The 23885-nt window shown below is 70.7% G+C and carries 18 protein-coding genes and 1 riboswitch; of the genes, 8 read left to right on the top strand and 10 right to left on the bottom strand.

The genetic code is table 11. The features are described from left to right. On the bottom strand, positions 1-728 hold a 728-nt coding region (locus AOK01_RS00420; RefSeq protein ID WP_245702001.1), incomplete at its 3' end, for a DUF5682 family protein. Then, positions 725-1909 (bottom strand): ATP-binding protein, encoded by a 1185-nt coding sequence (locus AOK01_RS00425; RefSeq protein WP_055507212.1) that lies wholly within the window; start codon positions 1907-1909, stop codon positions 725-727. The genes AOK01_RS00420 and AOK01_RS00425, both read right to left, overlap by 4 nt. A gap of 145 nt (positions 1910-2054) precedes the next feature. Here AOK01_RS00425 and AOK01_RS00430 point away from each other — a divergent pair, with 145 nt between their 5' ends. Together AOK01_RS00430 and AOK01_RS00435 are read left to right on the top strand one after the other, a co-directional pair. Continuing rightward, positions 2055-3410, top strand: coding sequence for an SWIM zinc finger family protein (locus AOK01_RS00430; RefSeq protein WP_055507117.1), 1356 nt, complete (start codon positions 2055-2057; stop codon positions 3408-3410). A 49-nt stretch (positions 3411-3459) separates the two neighbouring features. Then, the gene (locus AOK01_RS00435; protein ID WP_245702007.1) at positions 3460-5100 is read left to right on the top strand and encodes a DUF5691 domain-containing protein; all 1641 of its coding nucleotides are present in this window, start codon (positions 3460-3462) and stop codon (positions 5098-5100) included. Between the two features lie 239 nt (positions 5101-5339). Here the strand turns inward: AOK01_RS00435 and icmB are convergent, their stop codons facing one another. After that, positions 5340-5750: a coenzyme B12-dependent isobutyryl CoA mutase small subunit gene (icmB, locus tag AOK01_RS00440; RefSeq protein ID WP_055507119.1), complete on the bottom strand. Its 411-nt coding sequence runs from the start codon at positions 5748-5750 to the stop codon at positions 5340-5342. A gap of 470 nt (positions 5751-6220) precedes the next feature. Between icmB and AOK01_RS00445 the strand changes: the two genes are divergently transcribed. Further along, positions 6221-7195, top strand: coding sequence for a lipase family alpha/beta hydrolase (locus AOK01_RS00445; RefSeq protein WP_055507121.1), 975 nt, complete (start codon positions 6221-6223; stop codon positions 7193-7195). Between the two features lie 279 nt (positions 7196-7474). After that, complete coding sequence (locus AOK01_RS00450; protein WP_055507123.1) at positions 7475-9169, top strand: M23 family metallopeptidase; 1695 nt, start codon at positions 7475-7477, stop codon at positions 9167-9169. Positions 9170-9241: 72 nt separating this feature from the next. Here the strand turns inward: AOK01_RS00450 and pcrA are convergent, their stop codons facing one another. Beyond that, positions 9242-11773, bottom strand: a complete 2532-nt coding sequence (gene pcrA / locus AOK01_RS00455) for a DNA helicase PcrA (protein ID WP_055507125.1) — start codon at positions 11771-11773, stop codon at positions 9242-9244. A gap of 456 nt (positions 11774-12229) precedes the next feature. Further along, positions 12230-12401, top strand: a riboswitch (cyclic di-AMP (ydaO/yuaA leader). 7 nt (positions 12402-12408) lie between these two features. Here pcrA and AOK01_RS00460 point away from each other — a divergent pair. Continuing rightward, positions 12409-13563: a C40 family peptidase gene (locus AOK01_RS00460; RefSeq protein WP_055507127.1), complete on the top strand. Its 1155-nt coding sequence runs from the start codon at positions 12409-12411 to the stop codon at positions 13561-13563. Positions 13564-13633: 70 nt separating this feature from the next. On the opposite strand, the gene AOK01_RS00465 is transcribed toward AOK01_RS00460, so the two are convergent. Then, positions 13634-13987: a hypothetical protein gene (locus tag AOK01_RS00465; RefSeq protein WP_055507129.1), complete on the bottom strand. Its 354-nt coding sequence runs from the start codon at positions 13985-13987 to the stop codon at positions 13634-13636. Between the two features lie 353 nt (positions 13988-14340). On the opposite strand from AOK01_RS00465, the gene AOK01_RS00470 reads away from it, so the two are divergent. Next, entirely contained in the window at positions 14341-15405 is a 1065-nt protein-coding gene (locus tag AOK01_RS00470) for a C40 family peptidase (RefSeq protein WP_055507131.1), read from the top strand. 91 nt (positions 15406-15496) lie between these two features. Here AOK01_RS00470 and AOK01_RS00475 read toward each other — a convergent pair whose 3' ends face one another. Both AOK01_RS00475 and AOK01_RS00480 read right to left on the bottom strand, forming a co-directional pair. Next, a complete protein-coding gene (locus tag AOK01_RS00475) occupies positions 15497-16372 on the bottom strand; it encodes a PhzF family phenazine biosynthesis isomerase (RefSeq protein ID WP_055507133.1) in 876 nt (291 codons plus the stop codon). 111 nt (positions 16373-16483) lie between these two features. Then, entirely contained in the window at positions 16484-18325 is a 1842-nt protein-coding gene (locus AOK01_RS00480; protein ID WP_055507135.1) for an FAD-dependent oxidoreductase, read from the bottom strand. A 56-nt stretch (positions 18326-18381) separates the two neighbouring features. On the opposite strand from AOK01_RS00480, the gene AOK01_RS00485 reads away from it, so the two are divergent. Further along, entirely contained in the window at positions 18382-19146 is a 765-nt protein-coding gene (locus AOK01_RS00485; RefSeq protein WP_055507138.1) for a TetR/AcrR family transcriptional regulator, read from the top strand. Positions 19147-19408: 262 nt separating this feature from the next. Here the strand turns inward: AOK01_RS00485 and AOK01_RS00490 are convergent, their stop codons facing one another. Further along, complete coding sequence (locus tag AOK01_RS00490; RefSeq protein ID WP_055507140.1) at positions 19409-20395, bottom strand: helix-turn-helix domain-containing protein; 987 nt, start codon at positions 20393-20395, stop codon at positions 19409-19411. 133 nt (positions 20396-20528) lie between these two features. On the opposite strand from AOK01_RS00490, the gene AOK01_RS00495 reads away from it, so the two are divergent. Continuing rightward, the gene (locus AOK01_RS00495) at positions 20529-21509 is read left to right on the top strand and encodes an SDR family NAD(P)-dependent oxidoreductase (RefSeq protein WP_055507142.1); all 981 of its coding nucleotides are present in this window, start codon (positions 20529-20531) and stop codon (positions 21507-21509) included. A 141-nt stretch (positions 21510-21650) separates the two neighbouring features. On the opposite strand, the gene AOK01_RS00500 is transcribed toward AOK01_RS00495, so the two are convergent. Both AOK01_RS00500 and AOK01_RS00505 read right to left on the bottom strand, forming a co-directional pair. Further along, positions 21651-22427: a LuxR C-terminal-related transcriptional regulator gene (locus AOK01_RS00500; protein WP_055507144.1), complete on the bottom strand. Its 777-nt coding sequence runs from the start codon at positions 22425-22427 to the stop codon at positions 21651-21653. Next, positions 22424-23707 carry an ATP-binding protein gene (locus AOK01_RS00505; protein ID WP_055507146.1) on the bottom strand — a complete coding sequence of 428 codons (1284 nt, stop codon included), beginning with the start codon at positions 23705-23707 and terminating at the stop codon, positions 22424-22426. Before AOK01_RS00505 ends, AOK01_RS00500 begins: the two co-directional genes overlap by 4 nt. Between the last annotated feature and the right edge of the window lie 178 nt (positions 23708-23885).

Here is a 23885-nt window from a genome sequence, read left to right on the forward strand (position 1 = left end):
AGTGCGGGGACATGCCAGGCGCCGCACACCACCGCCACGTCGTCCGCGAACTCCCTATGAGCCGCGCGCACCTGAAGGCGCATGTAGGCCTCGCGCACGAGATCCCGGTCGTGTCCCCCGGTGCCGTAGACCTCCCGCAGTGCCTCCATGGCCTCGCCGAGCACGTCGAACGGTGCGAACGCGTCCCCTTCCCGCGCCCCCGCTCCCGCCCCCCGGTGCTCGATCACGTCCTCCCACCACCGCTCGGGGTCGTCGTACCCGGCGGTCTCGGCGAGCACGCCGAGCGGGTCGATCCGCACGGACCGATCGGCTCGATCGGGTTCGGCTTCTTCGCTCTCCCCCTCCTCGCGTCCCCAGGCGAGCGTGTGGGCGGCCGGGAGGTCGATGAAGCGGGCCGGCACCTTGTGCTCCAGGGCCCAGCGGATGGCCACCCACTCCGGTGAGAACTCGGCGAGCGGCCAGAACGCCGACCGTCCCGGCTCGTCCACGACATGCGCGAGGAGCGCGACGGGCGGCCGCATGTCCTCGTCGGCGGCGAGCTCGATCAACGCGTCGGCCTCCGGCGGCCCTTCGAGGAGCACCACGCGCGGGTTCGCCTCGTCGAGTGCCGCCCGTACGGCCCGCGCCGAGCCGGGCCCGTGGTGGCGCACTCCGAGCAGCAGGGGCCCGGGCGCCCGCCGGGCCCCGCTCACCGCAGCATGCTCGCTCACCTCGTCGTGCTCGCTCACGCGCTCACCTCCCGGCACGCCCGGTAGAAGTCCTTCCAGCCGTCGCGCTCGCGGACGACCGCCTCCAGATACTCCTGCCAGATGACACGGTCGGCCGCCGGGTCGCGGACGACGGCGCCGAGGATGCCCGCGGCGACGTCACCGGCGCGCAGGACGCCGTCCCCGAAGTGGGCCGCCAGGGCGAGGCCGTTGGTGACGACGGAGATCGCCTCGGCGGTGGACAGCGTGCCGCTGGGCGACTTGAGCTTCGTACGACCGTCGGCGGTGACGCCGTCGCGCAGCTCGCGGAAGACGGTGACGACGCGGCGGATCTCGTCGACGCCGTCGGGCACGGCGGGCAGGTCCAGGGACCGGCCGATCTGGTCGACCCGGCGCGAGACGATGTCGACCTCGGCGTCGGCGCTCTCCGGCAGGGGCAGGACCACCGTGTTGAAGCGGCGGCGCAGGGCGCTCGACAGGTCGTTCACCCCGCGGTCGCGGTCGTTGGCCGTCGCGATCAGGTTGAAGCCCCGCACGGCCTGCACCTCCGAGCCCAACTCCGGTATGGGCAGGCTCTTCTCGGACAGGATCGTGATGAGCGAGTCCTGTACGTCGGCGGGGATGCGGGTCAGCTCCTCGACCCGGGCCGTCATTCCCTCGGCCATCGCCCGCATGACCGGGCTGGGCACGAGCGCGTCGCGGCTCGGGCCGTGCGCAAGCAGCTGCGCGTAGTTCCACCCGTACCGGATCGCCTCCTCCGGTGTGCCGGCCGTGCCCTGCACGAGAAGTGTGGAGTCGCCGCTGACCGCCGCGGCCAGATGCTCGGACACCCAGGTTTTCGCCGTGCCGGGCACGCCGAGCAGGAGCAGCGCCCGGTCGGTGGCGAGCGTGGTGACAGCGACCTCGACGATGCGGCGCGGGCCCACGTACTTCGGTGTGATCACCGTGCCGTCCGGCAGCATGCCGCCGAGCAGGTACGTGGCGACGGCCCAGGGGGACATCCGCCAGCGGGCGGGCCGCGGGCGGTCGTCCTGCGCGGCCAGCGCGGCGAGCTCGACGGCGAACGCGTCCTCGGCGTGCGGCCGCAGCTCCTCGCCCTTGTCCTGCTTGTCCTGCTTGTCCTGCGCGACCGAGGATGCGGGCGCGGGCGCGGACTGGTGGTGGTTCGGGTCGACGGACGTCGGGTCCACGGACACGGACATGGGCACGGACATGGAGCGGTCCCCCTTGCGGCTCGGCCGGTTCGGATCTGGTTCCACCGTGCACCACGCCACTGACAATCACTCTGACCTGCACAAACACGCTCGGCGCAGTCGATTGTCAGTGGTGGGACCTACCTTCGATTGCATGACTCAGCAGGGGGTGCGCTGGACTGCGGATCAGGTGCTGGCACTGGCGCCTGACACCGCGTCACGCAAGGCGGGCAGCAAGCTCGGCGCGGCAGGGCCGTGGTCTGAGGCGGGCAGTTCTGACGAGGGGACGGTGTGGGGGCTGTGCAGGGGAAGCGGCAGCAAGCCGTATCGGACGGTGATCGACATCGCGGACTCGACCGGGCCCGCGTACAAGTGCAGTTGCCCGAGCCGCAAGTTCCCGTGCAAGCACGCGCTGGGGCTGCTGCTGCTCTGGGCCGGCGAGGACGGCACGGTGCCGCGGGGGCAGGCGCCGGACTGGGCGGACGAGTGGATCGAGGACCGGAGGAAGCGAGCGGACGACAAGCGGGCGGCGGCGAGCGCGGCCGGTTCCGCGCCCGCGGGTGATCCGGAGGCGGCGCGGCGCAGGGCGGAGCGGCGAGCCGAGTGGATCACCGCGGGGGCGGCGGAGCTGGAGCAGCGGCTGACCGATCTGCTGCGAGGCGGTCTGGCCTCGGCGGAACAGGCGGGGTACGGGCTGTGGGAGGAGACAGCGGCCCGCATGGTCGACGCGCAGGCGCCGGGACTTGCCGCGCGGGTGCGGGAGTTGGGGGCGATACCGTCGTCCGGCCCCGGCTGGCCGGTGCGGCTGCTTGAGGAGTGCGCGCTGCTCCACCTTCTCGACCAGGGGTGGCTGCGCCGTGACGTGCTGCCCGGCGGCCTGGCCGCGACGGTCCGTTCCCGGATCGGGCTGCCCGGCTCGGCGGACGGTCCGCCGGTGCGCGACCAGTGGCTGGTCCTGGCCCAGTACGACACCGCGGACAGCCGGCTGACGACTCGCCGTATCTGGCTGTACGGGGCCGAGTCGGGGCGTACGGTCCTGGTCCTTTCCTACGGGGCCGCCGGGCGTGCGCCGGAGCTGGTGTTGCCCGTCGGGCTGACGCTCGACGCGGAGGTGTCGGCATATCCGGGTGCCGGGCAGTCGCGGGTGGCGCTGGGCGAGCGGTTCGCCGCTCCGGCGCCCACGGGGTTCCGGCCGCCCGGAGTGGGCGTGGCGCGGGCCGTGGCCCAGTACGGCGAGGCGCTCCGGGACGATCCGTGGCTGGAGTCCCGGCCCGTGACGCTCGGCCGCGTCATACCGACTCCGGACGGCGACGACTGGCAGCTGGCGGACGCCGACGGAGAACTCGCCCTGCCGCTCGCTCCGCCCGCCCGGTCCCGCTCCGGTCTGTGGCGTCTGGTCGCGCTCTCCGGCGGCGCGCCGCTGACGGTGTTCGGGGAGTGCGGTCACCGCGGCTTCTCCCCCCTCGCGGCGTGGCCGGAGGGCCGGGGCGAGGCAGTGCCCCTGTGCTGAAGCCACCCTGCCCCGCGCTCCCCACCTCCCGATGAAAGGGACACGCATGATGAACGAAACGGCCGTGCCCGGCACCCCCGCTGCCACGAAGACGCCGCCCGACGGGAACCGTTGGGAGGAGCTCGTGACCGTGGCGCTGCTGGGGACCGCACGGCGTACGCCGTCGGGGATGACGGCCCGGCGCGACGCACCGACGGCGCTGCTGGACGCGGCGGCCGTGGAGACCGTACGGCGCAGGGCCGGGATGCGGCCGGGGCGGGCGGCGGCCCGGATCGAGCCGGCGGCGGAGGATTCCCGTCCCGCGCTGCCGTCGGCGGCGGCGCGCAGGCTGACGATGCTGCTCGCCGACCGGCCGGGGGCGGGGAGCGGCGGCCGCAGGGGGACGACCCCCGATCTCATGGAGCTGCTGCCGCAGTGGCTCGCCACGGCGAACCGGCACGGTTTCGCGGCTCCCGCACCGGCACTGCCCGCCCTGCTGGACGCGGCCCGGGGGCGTACGGACATCCGGCCTGCGGTGCTGGCGTTCGCGGGACCGCGCGCACTGTGGCTGGCCCGGCTGAACGCGGACTGGCGGTTTGCGCTGCGCGCGGCGCCGGGCGGTGGTGCGGCCCTGCCCGGGCCCGAGGAGCCGGAGCGGATGCGTGAGTTGTGGGAGGAGGGGCTGTTCGCCGAGCGGGTCGCGCTCCTCGCGGCGGTACGGGGGCGGGACGCCGGAGCCGCGCGGGACCTGCTCACCACGACGTGGGCTTCGGAGCGGGCCGAGGACCGGCTGATGTTCCTCGACTCGTTGCGGACGGGGCTGTGCGCGGCGGACGAGCCGTTCCTGGAGCAGGCGTTGGCCGACCGGAGCCGCAATGTGCGGTCCACGGCGGCGGAACTGCTGTCCGCGCTGCCCGCCTCGGCACTCGCGGGGCGGATGGCGGAGCGAGCGGGGTCCTGCGTCGCGGTCGACCATACGCGCGGCACGCCGACGATAGTGGTGGAGGCGCCGCACGAATGCGATCCCGGCATGGAGCGGGACGGCGTGGTGGCCAAGGCTCCGGCCAGGCGTGGTGAACGGTCGTGGTGGCTGGGTCAGTTGGTGGACGCGGCGCCGCTCGGCACCTGGTCACGGCGGCTCGGGGGACGTACGCCGGAGGAGATCGTGGCGCTGCCCGTGGCCGACGACTGGCGGGACGAACTGCATGCCGCGTGGTGCAGGGCGGCGGTGCGGCAGCGTGATCCTTCCTGGTCAAGAGCGCTGCTGGGGACACCGGCGGTGCCCGAGGCGGGCGGGCCCGGCGCGATGTCCCTGGCCGAGCGGGCGAAGCTGCTCAGCACGCTGGGGGCCGCGGAGCGGGCCGAGTGGGTGGCGGGATTCATAGCCGTGCACGGACTGTCCGAGGCGTTCCAACTGCTCGGGGTGTGCGCGGTGCCGTGGGCCGGCCCGTTGGGCCGGGCTGTGGTGGACGCGCTCAACATCGCACGGGACGCGGGGAGTTACCCATGGAGTTTCAGCGGAGTCATGGGACTGGCCGAACGCTGCCTGGACCCGGCGGAGGCCATCCGCCTCGAAGCACTCACCGCGGTCCCCGACGAACCGGAGCACGCGGCACCGGGCGCCGGCGGCTACTGGGCCGAGTCCTTCCAACGCCTGCTCACCACACTCCGCCTACGCGCAACAATCCAAACAGAACTCACACCCCCGTAACCCCACCCCACCCCACCAACGACACCGTCTCGCCAGAGCCGCGCGGGCTTCCGGCCAGGGGCACGGCTTCCAGGGACGCGGGGAACGGCGCCGTCTTCCAGGGGCGCGGGGAACGGCGCGATCTTTGTCTTTGAGGGGCGCGGGGAACTGCGCGATCTTTGTCTTTCAGGGGCGCGGGGAACTGCGCGACCAGCCACAGGCAACCCGCACCCAACAAACCACCCCACCCCGGCGGAGCCCTACACCGACTGCCCCACATTCACCCGCACCCAGTCCACCACAGACGTCGTCGTCGCCCCAGGCGTAAAGATCTCAGCCACACCCATCTCCTTGAGCGGCGCGATATCCGCCTCAGGAATGATCCCCCCACCGAACACCTTGATGTCCTCCGCATCACGCTCCTTCAGGAGCTCAAGAACCGCGGCGAACAACGTGTTGTGCGCGCCCGACAAGATGGAGAGACCGATCGCGTCGGCGTCCTCCTGGATCGCCGTGCCCACGATCTGCTCGGGCGTCTGGTGAAGACCGGTGTAGATGACCTCCATACCCGCGTCCCGCAGAGCCCGCGCGATCACCTTCGCCCCGCGATCGTGTCCGTCGAGCCCCGGCTTGGCCACCACCACACGGATCGGACCGGCTGCCACACCCATCACTGCCTCCATGAACCGACTACACCGATCTCTGTCGAGCGACGGCGGCCACCGACCACCGCTCCGAACCTATGCGGACATGCCCGACACAGCCACCCCGCACCGCGCGGTCCGGAGAAGTGAACGAGCGTTATCCGCAGCATCCCGCAACCGGCAGTTTCGGGGCGGAGACCGAGGGGGAAATCACACGGTGGGACAAGTTCGCAGCGCACCGATCCCGCGCACCACGACACACGGTTCGCACCCGGGACGAGCGCAAGGGAAACCGCTACGAGGTCTCCGCGCCTCCGCGCCGTCAGCCGCGCGACGGGGTGGTGCGGCGCATCGGCTATCGCACGACGACGGGCACCCCGTCGCTCCACCGGTGTCACCCACGCCGTACGTGCACCGTCGCCGTCCTCGCCATCGGCTTCCCACGAGGGCACACGGGGGACAGAGGGGTCCTGCCGTGCGCCGACGGGAGGTCGGCCATGCAGGTCACCAGGGCGCTACCGCCCCTTCTTCCACTCTGCCGGCACCTGCTCCCCGCCAGACTGGCCGGACTCTCACTGACCCTGCTGAAGGCGACGGCCCTGGAGATCGCCATCCTCGCCGGCCACCTCGTCCTCTATCCCTCCGGCATCACCCCGGAGCGCCGCCCGTCCCCGTCCCCAGTCCCGGCCCAGCCCCTGACCGACCTGTCCGACCCGGCAGACCTGTCCGACCCGGCCACCTCGGCCCTCGACACGGAGAGCACCGCCGAGGCAATCCGGCTGCCCACCCCGGACAGGCCCCCGGTCGTCCTGCTGCACGGCTTCATAGACAACCGCTCGGTCTTCGTGCTGCTGCGCCGTTCCCTGACCCAGCACGGCCGGCAGCAGATCGAGTCGCTCAACTACTCCCCGCTGACCTGTGACATACGGGCCGCCGCCGAGTTGCTCGGCCGGCACATCAAGGAGATCTGCGAACGCACCGGCCACCAGGAGGTGGACATCGTCGGGCACAGCCTCGGCGGACTGATCGCGCGCTACTACGTGCAGCGCCTGGGCGGTGACATCCGCGTCCGGACCCTGGTCACCCTGGGCACACCGCACGCGGGCACGCGTGTCGTGCCGCTGCTGAACGCGCACCCGATCGTCCGGCAGATGCGCCCGGGCTCCGGCGTACTTGAGGAACTGCGCCAACCGGCCCCGCACTGCCGCACGCGGTTCGTGAGTTTCTGGAGCGACCTGGACCAGTTGATGGAACCGCTGGAAACGGCGTGCATCGAGCACCCGGATCTGCTCGTGCAGAACGTACGGGTGACCGGAATCGGACACCTCGCCCTACCGGTGCACCCGGCGGTCGCGGCGGGCATACGCCAGGCCCTGGACACAGCGGAGGAAACCGCCCACGCCGCCACCCACGCCACCCCCCGCACCACCGCCGACACCGGCGCCCACACCGGCGCCCTGACAGTGGCGTAACCGGAAGCGGACATCCGGCGGCCATCCTCCCCGTACCGGGGCAACGGAGAGCGGCGGGAAGTGCCGTAAGCGGAAGCCGTATTCGGCTTCGCAGCCGTCTTTTCTTCGAACGCTCATCGAACACAAGGCCAAAGGTGTCCCCATCCTCCGCCGAAAGGCGGCCGAATGCCCGTTTCCCGAGAGGAGGAAACCTGCCGAAGATTGTCGCGCCCTCATACCGCCGGGTACAGTCACCGCACTGCTCTGCCAGCCCCTGTTGTCGAGGCGAAAGAGAAGTTGGTGAACGACCGTCACCCGTCGGGGACCGTAACTCCCCCGGCTCCGGCTCCCGAGGCCACCTCGGCGCATTACGCGTCCTATGGCCAGCAGGGAGACCAGTACGGCGACTTCACCACGTACGACACATACTCCGCCACCGGTTTCGACCCGGCCGCCGCCGGCTCGTACGACACAACGGGCGGTTACGGCACGGCGGGCGCCTACGCGACGTCCACGTTCGACACCGACCCCCTCTTCGGCGACCTGCCCGGCAACGGAAGCGGAACCGACGGCGGCAGCGCGGGGACCGGTTCGTACGACGCCACGGCCGGGGCGGCTCCCAGCAACAACTGGGGCGATTCCACGGGCAGTCATCAGACGCTGAACTACGACCCGTACGCGGCCCAGCACCACACCGCCTACGAGACCGGCAGTTACGACACGAGCGGTGTCTGGGCGCAGGCCGGTTACCAGCAGCTGGGCGGGATCCCGGCGCAGGCCGCGAGCCCCGACGGCACGGGTCAGTGGGACGCGAACGCCTGGCTCCAGGCCGAACAGGTCGACCCCACCCAGCAGTGGAGCGCGCCGACCTTCGAGACGGGCACGTACGACGCCACGGCGTGGAACTCGGACGGCGGCGAGCAGCACCAGGCGCAGCCCCATACACACAGCGACCAGCCGGACGCGTACGACCAGCAAGAGTCGTTCCATCAGCAGGCCACGCGCACGTTCGAGCAGGTTCCGCACGAGGAACAGGTCACCGCGCAAGGCGACTTCGGCCACTACGACCAAGCCGATGGCATCGCCGGCGCGGACCCCGACACCCACGCCGACACCCACACTCACGGTCACGGTCACGGTCAATCTGATCAAGCTCACGACGACTCCCCGCTGCTCGACGACGTCGAGGACGTCGCTCCCGACTCCCCGGCCCCGGCCTCCCGTGTCGCGTCCCGCGCGACGAACCGTTCCGGTTCCCGGTCGCGCCGCCGCCCCCCGGCCAAGCGTTCCGCGCTGATGACGATCGCCGTGCCGTCGGCGTGCGTGATGGGTGTCGCCGGGATCGCCGCCGCGTCCGTGACCGGTGGCGACGGCGGTGACGACGTCCAGACGACGGCCGCCGCGCCCGACGCGAGCGCCGTGAAGCCGTCGGCCGTGAACAACAAGCTGGACACGCAGCTTGAGAACCTCTCCGCGGACGCTGACGACTTCGCCGACCGCGCGAGCCGTACGCAGGAACGTATCGACTTGAAGGCCGAGCAGGCCGCCGAGAAGCAGAAGGCGGCGGCGGACGCGGCCCGCAAGGAGCGGCTGCGCCCGAAGTTCGCGCTGCCGGTCTCGCGGCACGGACTCAGCGCCTACTACGGTCAGGCCGGCGTCAACTGGATGTCCGTGCACACCGGCATCGACTTCCCCGTCTCGTTCGGCACGACGGTGATGGCCGCGACCGACGGGACCGTCCGTACGGAGTGGAACAGCGCCTACGGAAACATGGTCATCGTGACGGCCAAGGACGGCACGGAGACCTGGTACTGCCACCTCTCCACGTACAAGGTCGCCTCGGGGACGGTCGTGAAGGCCGGCGACCCGATCGCCTACTCAGGCAGCTCCGGCAACTCCACCGGCCCCCACCTGCACTTCGAGGTACGCCCCGCCGGCGGTTCGGCGATCGACCCGCTCCCGTGGCTGCGCAGCCACGGGGTGGACCCGACGTAGCAGTACGTACGGGCAGTAAGTACCGGCAGTAAGTACGGTACGTACGAACCGAGCGAGTTCCTGCTCCTGCTCCTACAACTTCTCCACCGGCGCGTACCGCAGCAGCAGACGCTTCGGCTTCTCTCCGCCGAAGTCGACCGTCGCTTCCGAGTTCACCCCCATGCCCTTCACGCCGACCACCGTGCCGAGGCCGAACTGGTCGTGCGTGACCCGGTCTCCGACCGCCAGCGACACCACCGGCTTGTCCGAGGCACCGCGCCGCGTCGCGAAGCCCGACGCGCCCGAAGCCGCCGAGCGGGAGCGGGTGGAGGACAGGGAGGCCGCGACGCCGGCGGCCGGTCCGGAGGCCACCGCTCCCATGGATCCGGTGCGCTTCCAGTCCAGATGCGCGTCCGGGATCTCCTCCAGGAAGCGGGACGGCGGGTTGTACGAGGGCTGCCCCCACGCGCTGCGCATCGACGCCCGTGTCAGGTACAGCCGCTCGCGCGCGCGGGTGATGCCGACGTACGCGAGCCGCCGCTCCTCCTCCAGCTCCTTGGCCTGGCCGAGCGCACGCATGTGCGGGAAGACGCCGTCCTCCATGCCGGTCAGGAACACCACGGGGAATTCGAGGCCCTTGGCGGTGTGGAGGGTCATGAGCGTGATGACGCCGGACCCGTCCTCTTCGTCGTCCGGGATCTGGTCGGAGTCGGCGACGAGCGCGACCCGCTCCAGGAAGGCGGACAGCCCGCCCGGGGCCTCGCCCTCACCGGCCTCCTGCTCGAACTCCAGTGCCACGGCGGCCAGTTCCTGGAGGTTCTCGATGCGGGTCTCGTCCTGCGGGTCGGTCGAGGCCTGCAACTCGGCGAGGTAGCCGGTCCGTTCGAGTACGGCCTCCAGAACCGTCGCGGGGCCCGCGCCCGACTCGACGATCGTCCGGAGGTCTTCCATCAGCGTGTTGAACCGCTTGACGGCGTTCGTCGAGCGGGCCGCCATGCCGTACGCCTCGTCGACGCGGCGCAGTGCCTGCGGGAAGCTGATCTTCTCGCGCTGGGAGAGCGCGTCGATCATCGCCTCGGCGCGGTCGCCGATGCCGCGCTTGGGAACGTTCAGAATGCGGCGCAGCGGTACGGAGTCCTCGGGGTTCGCGAGCACACGCAGGTACGCGAGGACGTCCCGGACCTCCTTGCGCTCGTAGAAGCGGACGCCGCCGACGACCTTGTAGGGCAGGCCGACCCGGATGAAGACCTCTTCGAAGACACGGGACTGGGCGTTCGTACGGTAGAAGACGGCGACGTCGCCCGCCTTCGCGTCGCCTGCGTCGGTGAGGCGGTCGATCTCGTCGGAGACGAACTGGGCCTCGTCGTGCTCCGTGTCGGCGACGTAGCCGGTGATGCGCGCGCCCGCGCCCGCGTTGGTCCACAGGTTCTTGGGGCGGCGCGATGCGTTGCGCTCGATGACCGCGTTGGCTGCGGTCAGGATCGTCTGCGTGGAACGGTAGTTCTGCTCCAGCAGGATCGTCGTCGCGTTCGGGTAGTCCTCCTCGAACTGGAGGATGTTGCGGATCGTCGCGCCACGGAATGCGTAGATCGACTGGTCGGCGTCACCGACGACGCACAGCTCGGCGGGCGGCAGGTCGCCCTCCGCCGACGGCACGTCCCCGGAGTGGTCGCCGGAGTGATCCTCGGGGAGAGCCTTGGAGTGATCCGAGGTGCCGACCAGCTCCCTGACCAGCGAGTACTGCGCGTGGTTCGTGTCCTGGTACTCGTCGACCAGGACGTGGCGGAAGCGGCGGCGGTAGTGCTCGGCGACGTCGGGGAAGGCGCGCAGGAGGTTGACCGTCGTCATGATCAGGTCGTCGAAGTCCAGCGCGTTCGCCTCGCGCAGCCGCGACTGGTACATCGCGTAGGCCTGGGCGACGGTCTTCTCGAAGCCGTCGGCGGCCTGGGCGGCGAAGTCCTCCTCGTCGATCAGCTCGTTCTTCAGGTTCGAGACCTTGGCGCTGAAGGACTTCGGCGGGAAGCGCTTGGGGTCGAGCTCCAGATCGCGGCAGACCAGGGCCATGAGGCGCTTGCTGTCGGCGGCGTCGTAGATCGAGAAGGACGACGTGAACCCGAGCTGCTTGCTCTCGCGGCGCAGGATCCGCACACAGGCGCTGTGGAAGGTCATCACCCACATCGCGTTGGCCCGCGGGCCGACGAGCTGCTCGACGCGCTCCTTCATCTCGCCCGCGGCCTTGTTCGTGAAGGTGATCGCGAGGATCTGGCCCGGGTGCACCTTGCGCTCGCCCAGCAGGTGGGCGATCCGGTGCGTGAGCACGCGGGTCTTGCCGGAACCGGCGCCCGCCACGATGAGCAGGGGCGAGCCGTGGTGGACCACCGCCGCGCGCTGGTTCTCGTTCAGCCCGTCCAGGAGCGCGGCCGGGTCCACGAGCGGCCGGGGGGCGCCGTCGCGGTAGTAACCGTCCCTGGTCGGCGGCACCGGGGGCACGTCGAAGCGCCCGCCGAACAGGTCGTCCGGAACCGGGTCCGGCGCCTCGTCCTCGGGCGGCGGCGGGGGCTCTTCCTCATGGGCCCGCGAGGGCTGGAGGTCCGCCAGGAAGCTGTCATCAAAGAGGCTGCTCATCGCTCTCCGAGTCTAGGCGCCCCCACTGACACCCTGCCGCCACCCCGGAAACTCCGCGAAATCCGAACCCGGACCCGGACTCCAACCCGGACACGAATCCGATCCTTACTCCGGTCCTGAATCCGGTCCTGAATCCGGTCCCGACAGGGTGGATCGCTCATAGCTACTACCCGAACACGTTCCGGAACCAAACGGCCGACCGGGCCGACCGAGGGCCAACCAGACCGACCGGGGCCGAAACATGCGCCTTGCCGCCGAACGGGTCACCCCACCCGGAACTTGCCACTCCGGGCAACTCGGCGCATATCCCGCCCAATTGAAGCCAGCGAACGAGTCTCCATACCCAGGTCACGAAAATGTATCGGGCATATCGCACATCAAACTTCACAGGCGCCACACGAATTGGCTAACTTTCGGGTAGGCCGCTCGACCCGCACCGGCGAACAACGCCGGGCCGAGCGGGCTCCGCCGAATCCGGTACGCCCTCGTGGCACCGGAACCGGGGACCCAACCGAACTTGGGGTGAATCGGTCCGAACTCCCTCGCGGGACAAGGGCCGTAGGGCAAACCTTCCGAAGCATTCGCCCGAACCCGACAGCTAACTCGGTAGGCGGATGACGGAAGGAGACGCCCTCGTGGCGCCACATCGCAAGTCGCGGCCCCCCGCTTCCATGAGCATGCGGACGCCGGCCCTCGCCACCGCGGCCCTGACCTCGGTGGCCCTGCTCTCCCAGTCGGCGGACGCCTCACCGGCCGCGGAGCCCAAGCCGAGCATGGAGGAAGTCCAGAAGAAGGTGGACGACCTCTACCAGCAGGCGGGCACGGCCACCGAGAAGTACAACGAGGCCAAGGCGAAGACCACCAAGCAGCGCAAACGTGTCGACACCCTCCTCGACGACATGGCGCAGCGCACCGAGAAGCTCAACGATGCACGCGAGGAGCTCGGCACCTTCGCCGCCGCGCAGTACCGCACGGGAGCCTCCGCCCCCGACACGGCTTCCCTCCTCCTCGCGGACAACCCGCAGGACTACTTCGACCAGACCCAGCTGATGAACCGGCTGACCGCCCGGCAGAAGCAGGCAGTCGAGGACTACGCGACGCAGCGGGCCGCCACGACGCAGAAGCGACAAGAGGCGTCCGAGGGCCTGGAGACGCTCACCACGACGCAGAGCACGCTGAAGACGTCCAAGGCGGACGTCCAGCGGAAGCTCGCCGAGGCGCGCGAGCTCCTCTCGAAACTGACCGCCGAGGACAAGGCCCGGCTCGCCGCGATCGAGCGGGAGAGGCAGGAGAAGGCCCAGCGCAAGGCAGACGAGCTCGCCCGGCAGCAGGCGGCCGACGCGGCGGCTCAGGCCCAGCAGGACGCGGGGACCGCCACAGGTACAGGCACAGGCACGGGTACGGGTACGGGGAGCGCGCCGGGCTCCGATTCCGCCGCCACCTCGAAGGCGGCCAAGGCGCTCGCCTTCGCGCGCGCACAGATCGGCAAACCGTACGTATGGGGTGCGAGCGGCCCCGGTTCGTACGACTGTTCCGGGCTGACCCAGGCCGCCTGGAAGGCCGCCGGTGTGACCCTTCCCCGTACGACATGGGACCAGGTCGAGACCGGCACGACGGTCTCCGTGGACCACGCCCAGCCCGGTGACCTGGTCTTCTTCTACGACGACATCAGCCACGTCGGCATCTACATCGGCGACGGCATGATGATCCACGCCCCCAAACCGGGTGCGTACGTCCGCGAGGAGTCGATCTACTACATGCCGATCCACAGCGTGGTGCGGCCGGCGTAACGACGGACCGGCGTAACGACAGACCTGCGGAAAACGACGGACCTGCGCAACGAGGGAGGGGACGGTTCGCTCAGGTCCAGAGGACCGCGATGAAGACGTTCACCGCGGTCAGTCCGCCCACCAGGGCGAACAGTCCCTTCTCCACCTTCTCCTCGTCACGTTTCACGTAGACGAGTCCGAGGATCACGACCAGCAGTGCCAGCTTTGTGCCGATCTTGATGTTGTTGACGGTCTGGTCGTCGGCCTGGTTCAGGCCGACGAGGACCGCGCCGGTGACCAGCATGGTCAGTGCGCCGTGGAGCATGGCGGGGGTGAAGCGGGCCGTGCCGTCGCCCATGGCCTTCAGCTGGGTGAGGAATCCGCCCAGCAGGGCGGCGATGCCGATGATGTGCAGGGCGACGAAGACATGAATGAGTACGTCCATGAGCCCGGACCCTAACCGGATGCCCGCATACCGCCTCGCACCGCCCCGGTCACCACACCCCGCACGAAGCCCGTGATACGAGCCTGCACTGCGGGCCCGTGCTACGAGCTCGTAGCACTGTCCGGCCCGCCGTTCCTCCACAACCCGCGCATCGGTCACCCTCCGTGCCGAGCTGGTGGCGTCGGGCCCGGATCATGGTCGTACCCGGTCAGCTCGTGGCCGAGTGTCACCACTTCCGCACAAGTCGTTACTCCCAGTGCACCACCAGGCTTAGCGTCCTTCCCCAGGTGACCGGCTCCGCCCGGCACCTCGGCGGCCGTACGGAAGGAACACGGAAGGAACGTGGATCGCACGTGGCAGCGCATCGCAGGCCCAGACAGCGCTCACTCGGCGGCGGCGGTACGGCCCGTACCGCCTTCACCATCGCCCTCGCGGGCGCGGCGAGCGCGACCGGGTTCGACGGGACGGGGGTTGCCGCGCCCGAGCTGACACCGGCGCAGGTGGAGGCGAAGGTCGACAAGCTGTACCAGGAGGCGGAGGTCGCCACCGAGAAGTACAACGGGGCGAAGGAGAAGGCCACGAAGGCGGCTGGCCGGTACGACACACTGCAGGACGAGGCCGCGCGCAGGACGGAACGGCTCAACTCGGAGCGGGACGCCCTCGGTTCGCTGGCGACCGCCCAGTACCGGGACGGGAGCGTCGATCCCTCGCTGGAGCTGATGTTCTCCTCGGACCCCGATCAGTACCTGGACGGGGCCGCGTTCGCCGAGCGGGTCGGCGACAGGCAGGCGTCGACGGTGTCGCGCGTACGCACACAGCTGCGCGAGATCGAACAGCTGCGCGGAGCCGCACACGTCGAACTCGCCTCGCTCAAGGCGCGGCAGGCCGACCTGAAGCGCCACAAGAAGGCGGTCACCGGGAAGCTGGGCGAGGCGCGTCAGTTGCTGTCGCGGCTGTCGGAGGCGGACCGGGCCCGCATCGGGGCGGACGACCCGGACACCGCACGTGCCTCGCGTTCCGGCTCGGAGCCGCGCGGCGCCGGGGCGGGTTCCGCCACGGCCGCCCCCAACTCCCGTGCGGCAGCGGCGATCTCGTATGCCTACGAGAAGCTCGGCAGCCCGTATGTGTGGGGTGCCACCGGCCCCGACGCCTTCGACTGCTCGGGGCTGACGCAGGCCGCGTACCGCGCCGCGGGCATTTCGCTGCCGCGGACGACGTACGCGCAGATCAACGCGGGCCGGCACGTCTCGCGGTCCGGACTCCTCCCCGGTGACCTGGTGTTCTTCTACTCGGGCATCAGTCATGTGGGGCTGTACGTGGGCAACGGGCAGATGATCCACGCGCCGAGCCCGTCGGCACCGGTACGGGTGGCGCCGATCGACGAGATGCCGTTCGCGGGGGCGACGCGCGTGGCATGAGGGACCCGCGTGGCGTGAGCGATCAGCGATCAGCAATGCCTGAGCTGTCAGCGATGCTCGGCGACGCCGGCTGACGCCGCAGGAACACTGCTCATTCGATGGGAGCGCCTGCGCCGCTGACACGGACGCGCGAGTCGCCCGCGCGCAGCGTCACCGTGAGTTCGCCGGGGCGGCCCAGGTCCTCGCCCTGGTGCAGGGTGAGGACGGCGTCCTCGGGGACCAGGCCCAGCTCACGGGCGTACGCACCGAACGCGGCGGCCGCGGCGCCGGTCGCCGGGTCCTCGACGACGCCGCCCACGGGGAAGGGGTTACGGACATGGAAGACGGTGGCCGACGCCCGCCACACCAACTGGACCGTGGTCAACTCCAAGCGGTGCATCAGGGCTTCGAGGCGCGTGAAGTCGTACGCGAGATCCGCGAGACGAGCGCGCGTCGCCGCCGCGAGAACGAGATGGCGGGCGCCGGCGAACGCGATATGGGGCGGGAAGTCCGGGTCGAGATCGCCGGCCGGCCAGCCGAGCGCGGCGAGCGCCTCCGCGAGGTCGGCGTCGGCGATCTTCGCGATGTGCGGCTCGACGCTGGTGAGCGTGGCCCTGACGGTTCCGCCCTCCTCGGCCACCTCCACCGGTACGGTGCCGACGCCCGTCGCGAACACCAGCTTCCCGGGGCCCGTCCGTTCGGCGAGCGCGACGGCGGTCGCGACGGTGGCGTGCCCGCAGAACGGCACCTCGGCCTTGGGGCTGAAGTAACGGATGCTGTACGCCCGTTCCTCCTTGCCGCCGAGGCCCTCCGGGGCCGCGGTCAGGAACGCGGTCTCCGAGTATCCGAGGTCGGCGGCGATGGCCAGCATGTCGCTGTCGTCCAGGGCGCTGGCGTCCAGCACGACACCGGCGGGGTTTCCTCCGTCGGGGGTGTCGGAGAAGGCTGTGTATCGCAACACCTCGGGCCGCGGCGCGTTCGTCGTCATGCTCGCCGCAACGCGAGGCGGGCCCGCGGTTATTCCTGAACACTCCTGAACGCTCCCCGTCTGGCGAAGCCTCACGCCGACAGAGCTTCACGTCTAGGAGCTTCACGTTGATCACATAGATACAGACCCGCCCTGCTCTTCCTCGGGTGAGGGCGACGGCGCGCCGGCCCATCGGCGCAGGGCGGCTTCGAGGCCGGCGACAGCGGCGAGGTCGGTGGTGTCGGTGGTGTCGGTGGTGTCGCTGAGGTCGGTGGCCCAGGCGACCACCCCGTCCGGGCGTACCAACACCCCGGTCGGCGTCGCGTGGTCATCGGTCACGCTGCTCACTCGCCCGGTCCAGGCCGCGGCGACGCGCGCGAACGCGCCGTCCGGAGTGCGGTCGAGCAACAGGAATCCGCCGCCGTGACCGTGGTCGACCAGCCGGGTGCCGTCCCTCAGCCACAGGTCGGGAACGTACCGGCCGACCAACGGGTGCGGCGGACGCGGCAGATGGGGCGGGTGTGGCAAACCCGCCGGACCCGGCAGATGGCCGCCGGGCAGGTCGCCGGGCAGGTCGATGCGCTGGTCGCCGGGCAGGTCGATGCGCTGCGTGACGCCGGAGATCTTCTTGACCGCGTAGGTCGTACCCGCCCGAGTGCTCAGCAGATCGCCGACGATCCCCCGCAGCGCGGCCGACTTGGCGTCCCCGCGCAGCACTCCGATCTGGGCCCGCGTCCAGTCCATCACCCAGGCGCAAACGGGCCGACGCTCGGAATCGTAGGTGTCGAGCAGCCCTTCGGGCACCCACCCGGCGATCACGGCCCCGAGCTTCCAGCCGAGGTTCATCGCGTCGCCGGCCCCGAGGTTGAGCCCTTGGCCGCCGAACGGCGGGTGCACGTGCGCGGCGTCGCCGGCCAGGAGCACCCGCCCCGACCGGTAGGTCGCGGCCTGGCGGGTGTTGTCGGTCCAGCGGGTCGGGGTGGCGCGCAGTGCGGTGAGCGTGACGTCGGTGCCCGAGACCCGCCGCAGACTCGTCTGCAACTCCTCCAGGGTGACCGGCGCCATGGGGGTCCCCCCGCGCGGGCGAAGCCGGGCGTCGGGGAGGTCGGCGGAAGGGTTGTCGAACTCGATCGTGGCCACCCGCCCGGGCTGTGGCCCGCAGCGGTACGCCCCTGCCGGCGACCAAGCCCACCCGTTCGCGAGCTTCTCCGGGTCGGCGATGTCGACGACTGCCTGGTAGCCGGTGAGTTCGGGGTCGGTACCGGGGAAGTCGATGCCCGCGAGGCGGCGCACGGTGCTGTGCCCGCCGTCACAGCCGACCACCCACCCGGTGCGCAACGTACCGGCCGTAACACCGACGGCAGTACGGGTGGCAGTACCGACGAGCACGCCGTCACCGGTGTCGTCGAGCGCGGTGACCTCCACGCCTCGAAGCACCGATACGCCAAGACGCTCAACGTGCTCGGTGAGGAGTGCCACCAGCTCACGCTGCGGCACCATCCTCGCTCCGGCGGCCGCGGCGTGCGAGGTGAAGTCGGGATCGGCCCAGTCCACGAGCTCGGGGTCGAGGACCATGCCCGCGAAGTGCCCGGTGAAGCGCACGTCGGGCGCCCGCCGGTTCCGGCCGGGCGCCCCGTTCTCGCCAGGGGATCGGTCGTCGCCAGGGGACCGGTCGTCGCCTGGCCTCCGGCCGTCGGCCATGCCGAAGAACGACCCCACCCGCTCAAGGATCTCTCGCTGCACCTGCTCCGCGGCAGGCAGCAGACCGCGGCGGTCGAGCGCCTCGGCCGTCGGGATGTTGATCCCCTGCGCCTTCATCGCCTCGTCCGGCTCGGCCCGCCGTTCAAGTACCTGCACTGTCGCCCCGGAGAGCGCCAGCTCCGCGGCGAGTATGAGCCCTACTGGCCCGGCCCCGACCACGGTGACGTCCACGGGCACGTCCATGTCCTGGTTGGCATTCGCTTTCGCATCCATATTCACGAACAGTGTTCTACAAACGAACAGCGTTCGTGTCAAGTTATAGTGGCCGAGTGAACCCGAGAGAGCGACGCGCGGCGCGCCACCAGCCGCCGACCCCCGAGGCCGGAACCGGGACCGGAGCCGGAGCGAAAGCCGGAACCGGAGCCGGATCCGACCACCGGCCACGGCGCCGCAAGGTCCCCATCACCGTGGAGCAGGTAGTCGACACCGCGCTGGGCGTCATCGCAGACGAGGGCTACGAGGCGCTGACCATGCGCCGACTGGCGGGCGCGCTGGACACCGGCCCCGCCTCGCTCTACGCCCACGTGGTCAACAAGGCCGACCTCGACGAGCTGCTCATCGGGCGGCTGTGCGCCGCGCTCGTCCTGCCTGAGCCCGACCCCGCGGCCTGGCGGGAGCAGATCCGCGGCGTGTGCGTCCAGATACGTGACCAGTACCTGAGATACCCCGGCATCTCCCGCGCCGCGCTCGCGATGGCCCCCACCGATCTCGAAACCATGCGTGTGAGTGAGGGAATGCTGGCGGTCCTGCTGGCCGGCGGAGTCGCCCCACAGGCCGCCGCCTGGGCCATCGACGCGCTCCTGCTGTACGTGGCCGGCTACTGCCTGGAGCTCTCGGTCCTGAAGCAGCGCAAGGTCGACGACGAGACGGAGTGGGTCGTCGACACCGCCGAACTCCGGCGCCGACTGACGGCGCTGCCCGCCGAAACCTTCCCCCACACCATCCGCTACGCGTCCGAGCTCACCGCGGGCGAGGGCCACGACCGGTTCGACTTCACCCTCAACCTGATGATCGACGGCCTCGCTCACCGCTAAGGGCTGTCCCGTCACCGGGCAGTTCATACCGCCGGCCTCGTTGGCCAGATCCTCATCCTGACGACTGGCCCCGGCCTCTTCCCTCCACATCTCGACCTGGCTGCCGCAGTACCGCCAAGCCCGCTGCGGCTGCTGCGGCTGCTACGGCTGCTACGGCTACGGCTGCTGCGCGCTCCCGGACGTCACCACGCCTGACCCACCCGCCTCCCACCATCAAGTGGCGCCTGCCGTGGCACACAAGCTCGGTGCTCACCCCCTGAGTTCAGCCGCTGCCCCCGGTAACCCAGTCGCGATCATCGTCGCTCGGAACGGGCCTCGTACCCTCCGCGCGCACGCGTTTCCGGTACCGCAGCGGCGGCTCCCCGGTCTCCCGCTTGAACGCGGTGCTGAAGGCGCTCTCCGAGGCGTAACCCAAGGTGGACGCCAGCGCGCCGACGTGATCGTCCCCGTCGCGCAGGGCACGCTGCGCGAGCAGCATGCGCCAGTGGCTGAGGTAGGTGAGCGGTGGCATGCCCGCCACTTCCCGAAAGCGCGTGGCGAATGCGGTGCGGGACATCGCCGCCGCTTGTGCGAGGGTCTCCAGCCGCCAGGCTCTGCCCGGTTCGGCGTGCATGAGGGTCACCGCCGCGTGCAGCCGCTCGTCGACCAGCAGCCGCAGCCAGCCAGAGGGAAGCGCGGCCTGGCCGAGATAGACGCGCAGCATGTCGAGTACGAGCAGCTGTCCGTGTTGGCGGATCGCGAAGGCGGAGCCGACGCGCTCGCCGGTGACTTCGTCCAGGAGCTGATCCAGCCGGGCGCGCAGCGGAGCGGTGGCGGTCGCGGCCCGGACGTGTCCTACCGGCGGAAGTGCTTGCGTGAGCAGGGCTTCGCCGATCGGGTTGAGGGCGATGTGACCACCGAGGAGGGCGTCGGCCCCCTCCTGCCCCGCTTCCCCCTCTTCGTCACCGAGAAGGTGACTCGCGCTCGACACGTCGACCTCGTACGGGACCTGATCCTCAGGCCCTCCGCGTACTTCCAGCCAGGCCTGGTTGTTCAGGATGGCGACGTCGCCGGGTTCGAGGTCGAGCGGCTGGTCGGTACCACTGGCGGTCAGTCGGGCCTGACCGCGGACGACCGCGATGAACTTCAACCTGCGCGTGACGGAGCCGCGGGCCACCCAGGCGCGCCCGTGCGGGGTGGTGAAACCGCTGCTCATCAGCCCCTTGATCTCGATCAGGTCGAAGACGTCGGACAACGGGTCGCTCACCATGTCTGAACGATTGCGAAAGAAATGCGAACTGTCAATTATTCAGCGTGCGCCCCCCGATCCATAACGTGGAGATATGAACCACGATCGGAATCAGCACAGGAACCCTGCCATGAGCCCTGCCATGAGCCCTGCCATGAACCACAAACAGCATCCTCTCGGGTCCGGCTTCACCGCGGCCTCCACGGCCGACGAGGTCATCGCGGGAGTCGACCTGCGCGGCAAGAACGCCATCGTCACCGGTGGCCACGCAGGGATCGGTCTGGAAGTCACCCGCGCCCTGACCGCGGCAGGCGCGTCCGTGACCACGGCCTCGCGCAACCCGGACCGCACCAAGGAACTACTGGCCGGGATCGAGAACGCCGACGCCGACCGGCTGGACCTCCTCGACCCGGCGTCGATCGACGCCTTCGCCGCACGGTGGCTCGATTCCGGCCGCCCGCTGCACCTCCTGATCAACAGCGCCGGCGTCCCGGCACCCCGGGAACGGTCCGTGGACGCCCGAGGCTACGAGGTGCAGTTCGCCACCAACCACCTCGGCCACTTCCAACTGACCTCGGGGCTGCTGCCTGCCCTGCGCGCCGCTCACGGCGCCCGGGTCGTCAACGTCACCTCCGGCGCCCAGCGACTGTCCGCCATCCGCTGGGACGACCCGCACTTCACCGCCGGCTACGACCACACCCTCGCCTACGCCCAGTCCAAGACGGCCAACGTGCTCTTCGCCGTCGAACTGGACCGCCGTTGGGCCCCGGACGGCATCCGCGGATACGCCACTCATCCCGGCATCGTCGTCGGCACCAGCCTCAACGGCGCCGGAGGCCAGGAGGAACTGCGCGCCATGGGACTCATCGACGAGTCCGGCCGCCCGATCATCGACCCCGACCACGAGAAGAAGACACCGCAACAGGGCGCGGCCACCATCGTGTTCGCGGCCACCAGCCCCCTCCTCGCCGACATCGGCGGTATCTACCTGAGGAACAGCGACATCTCAGAACTGGACGACGACCTGAGCCCCTTCGACCCCCAGAACCCCAACTCCGCCGTCGCATCCCACTCCATCGACCCGGACTCCGCCCAACGCCTCTGGGACCTGAGCGAAGAACTGATCAAGGCGTAGTAGCTCCTCTCGCCGCACACAGGCGAACCACGTGCTCGCCCACGCGCCACCGGGCGGTCGAACCAGTGCGCGGCGCGGAGCCGGGGCGGCACGGGGCCGGACCCCGACCAGCCGGACCGGTCCGGACCGAGCTGGGCCGCGTCACACCAGCCGACGCGCCGTCGCCCACCTCGTCAGCTCATGCCGGTTCGACAGCTGGAGCTTGCGCAGGACCGCCGAGACATGGGACTCGACCGTCTTGACGGAGATGAAGAGTTGCTTGGCGATCTCCTTGTACGCGTATCCACGGGCGATGAGACGCAGGACCTCGCGCTCGCGCTGGGTGAGGCGGTCGAGGTCCTCGTCGACGGGCGGGGCGTCGGTGGAGGCGAAGGCGTCAAGGACGAAGCCGGCCAGCCGGGGAGAGAAGACGGCGTCGCCGTCCTGGACGCGGAAGACGGAGTCGACGAGGTCCGTGCCGGTGATCGTCTTCGTCACGTAGCCGCGGGCGCCGCCCCGGATCACACCGATGACGTCCTCCGCGGCGTCCGACACGGACAGCGCGAGGAACCGGACCGGCTGCGCGGCGTCGGCCATCAACGGCGAGCAGCGACGCAGCACTTCGACCCCGCCGCCGCCAGGAAGATGCACGTCGAGGAGGACGACCTCGGGGCGGGTCGCCGTGATGACCGTGACCGCCTGGTCGACGTCCGCGGCCTCGCCGACCACCTCGACACCGGTCCGCTCGGTCTGCCCGATCTCCGCCTGGACCCCCGTACGGAACATGCGGTGGTCGTCGACGAGCACGACGCGCACCTGCCGCCCTGGCGCGGGGGCCGTCGAGTCGGAGGCGCCCGCCGGGTCGTTGGCCGGCGCCGCCCCTGACGACGCGCCGGGATTCGGCCCGACCGCTCCGGTCGGTTCGTTCGCGTCGCTCATGTCTCCGCCCTCTCCATCTCCAGCTCGACCTCCGTGCCGCCGTCCGGCACCGCACGCAGCCGGGCCGTACCGCCGTTGCGCTCCATGCGGCCGATGATCGATTCTCTGACGCCCATACGGTCGGCGGGTATCGAGTCCAGGTCGAATCCGGGACCGCGGTCCCGGACCGACACGAAGACGGTCCTCCCCTCGACCTCGGCGAAGACCTGCACCGCGCCGCCCTCGCCACCGTACTTGGCCGCGTTCACCATCGCTTCCCTCGCGGCCTGCATCTGGGCGCCGATCCTGTCGTCGAGCGGGCAGTCGCCGACGACCACGACCTCGATGGGCACCCCGTGCTTGTCCTCGACCTCCGCGGCGCTGCGCTTGACGGCCTCGGCGAGGGTGTCGGGCTCGTCCGCCTCGTCCTTGCCTGTGCCCTCCGGTTTGTAGAGCCAGTTACGCAGGTCGCGCTCCTGGGCGCGGGCGAGGCGTCGTACCTCGCTCGCGTTCTCCGCGTTGCGCTGTATCAGCGTGAGCGTGTGCAGCACCGAGTCGTGGACGTGCGCGGCGACCTCGGCCCGCTCCTGGGCGCGGATGCGCATCAGTCGCTCCTCGGAGAGGTCCTGGGTCATGCGCACGAGATACGGGCCGGCCAGCAGCGCTATCCCGACGAGGACGGCGAGCGCGGCCTGGAGGACCGAACCGAGGTGGGCGGCGGAGCCCTGCAGCACGAATATCCCGGAGACCCCCGCGGCGACGAGCAGGACCCCGGCCGCGGAGCGCAGCAGTGAGATGGTGCGCTTGCGGCGGCCCACCTCCATCCAGCGGGCCCGGCGCGCGTTGTCCGCCTGGCGCCAGACCAGGGCGACGCCGGCGCCGACGAGGACGGTCGGCCAGAGGTAGGCCTTGGCGCCACCGCTCAGATCGACGTTTCCCACGAAGACCAGGGCCACGACGACCATCGCGAGCAGCGCGACGATCTGCCCCTTGTCGGGCTTGCGGGCCACCAGTCTGCGGCGGCCGTCGGGGGCGGTCTCGGTGGCGAGGGCGGGGGGCCGCTCGGCGTCCACACCGCCGACGCCGAGCGGGACGAAGAACCAGAACGCTCCGTACAGCAACGCCCCCAGGCCGTCCGCCATGAACAGGCCCACGAAGACCAGCCGCACCCAGATCACGGGCAGGCCGAGATGCCCTGCGAGCCCCCGCGCCACGCCCCCGAGCCAGCGTCCGTCGCTGCTGCGGTAGAGCTTGCGTGGAGGCCGCGGGACCTCGACGGTCAGAGCTGCGGCATCCGGCATGCCATCGATATTCACACGCCCCCCTCCGCCAGGCATCAGGGTCGACCCCCGAGACTTCCCTGATCTGCAGATCCCCCGGCAGGAACGAATTCCAGGGGGCGCGGGGAACTGCGCGACAAGCAACGGCGCGGCCCCGCAGCCGGCAAACCGGCAAACCGGCAAACCGGCCGGAGCAAGC

Origin of the sequence: Streptomyces aurantiacus, assembly GCF_001418335.1 — a bacterium.
GTDB classification, from domain to species: Bacteria; Actinomycetota; Actinomycetes; order Streptomycetales; family Streptomycetaceae; genus Streptomyces; species Streptomyces aurantiacus.

What these genes read in the sequence shown, in the direction of transcription:
- AOK01_RS00445 (WP_055507121.1), top strand. Translation starts at nt 6,221, where the DNA reads ATGCAGGTCACCAGGGCGCTACCGCCCCTTCTTCCACTCTGCCGGCAC.
- AOK01_RS00435 (WP_245702007.1), top strand. Translation starts at nt 3,460, where the DNA reads ATGAACGAAACGGCCGTGCCCGGCACCCCCGCTGCCACGAAGACGCCG.
- icmB (WP_055507119.1), bottom strand. Translation starts at nt 5,750, where the DNA reads ATGGGTGTGGCAGCCGGTCCGATCCGTGTGGTGGTGGCCAAGCCGGGG.
- AOK01_RS00465 (WP_055507129.1), bottom strand. Translation starts at nt 13,987, where the DNA reads ATGGACGTACTCATTCATGTCTTCGTCGCCCTGCACATCATCGGCATC.
- pcrA (WP_055507125.1), bottom strand. Translation starts at nt 11,773, where the DNA reads ATGAGCAGCCTCTTTGATGACAGCTTCCTGGCGGACCTCCAGCCCTCG.
- AOK01_RS00430 (WP_055507117.1), top strand. Translation starts at nt 2,055, where the DNA reads ATGACTCAGCAGGGGGTGCGCTGGACTGCGGATCAGGTGCTGGCACTG.
- AOK01_RS00490 (WP_055507140.1), bottom strand. Translation starts at nt 20,395, where the DNA reads ATGGTGAGCGACCCGTTGTCCGACGTCTTCGACCTGATCGAGATCAAG.
- AOK01_RS00505 (WP_055507146.1), bottom strand. Translation starts at nt 23,707, where the DNA reads ATGCCGGATGCCGCAGCTCTGACCGTCGAGGTCCCGCGGCCTCCACGC.
- AOK01_RS00425 (WP_055507212.1), bottom strand. Translation starts at nt 1,909, where the DNA reads ATGTCCGTGTCCGTGGACCCGACGTCCGTCGACCCGAACCACCACCAG.
- AOK01_RS00480 (WP_055507135.1), bottom strand. Translation starts at nt 18,325, where the DNA reads ATGGATGCGAAAGCGAATGCCAACCAGGACATGGACGTGCCCGTGGAC.
- AOK01_RS00500 (WP_055507144.1), bottom strand. Translation starts at nt 22,427, where the DNA reads ATGAGCGACGCGAACGAACCGACCGGAGCGGTCGGGCCGAATCCCGGC.
- AOK01_RS00475 (WP_055507133.1), bottom strand. Translation starts at nt 16,372, where the DNA reads ATGACGACGAACGCGCCGCGGCCCGAGGTGTTGCGATACACAGCCTTC.
- AOK01_RS00495 (WP_055507142.1), top strand. Translation starts at nt 20,529, where the DNA reads ATGAACCACAAACAGCATCCTCTCGGGTCCGGCTTCACCGCGGCCTCC.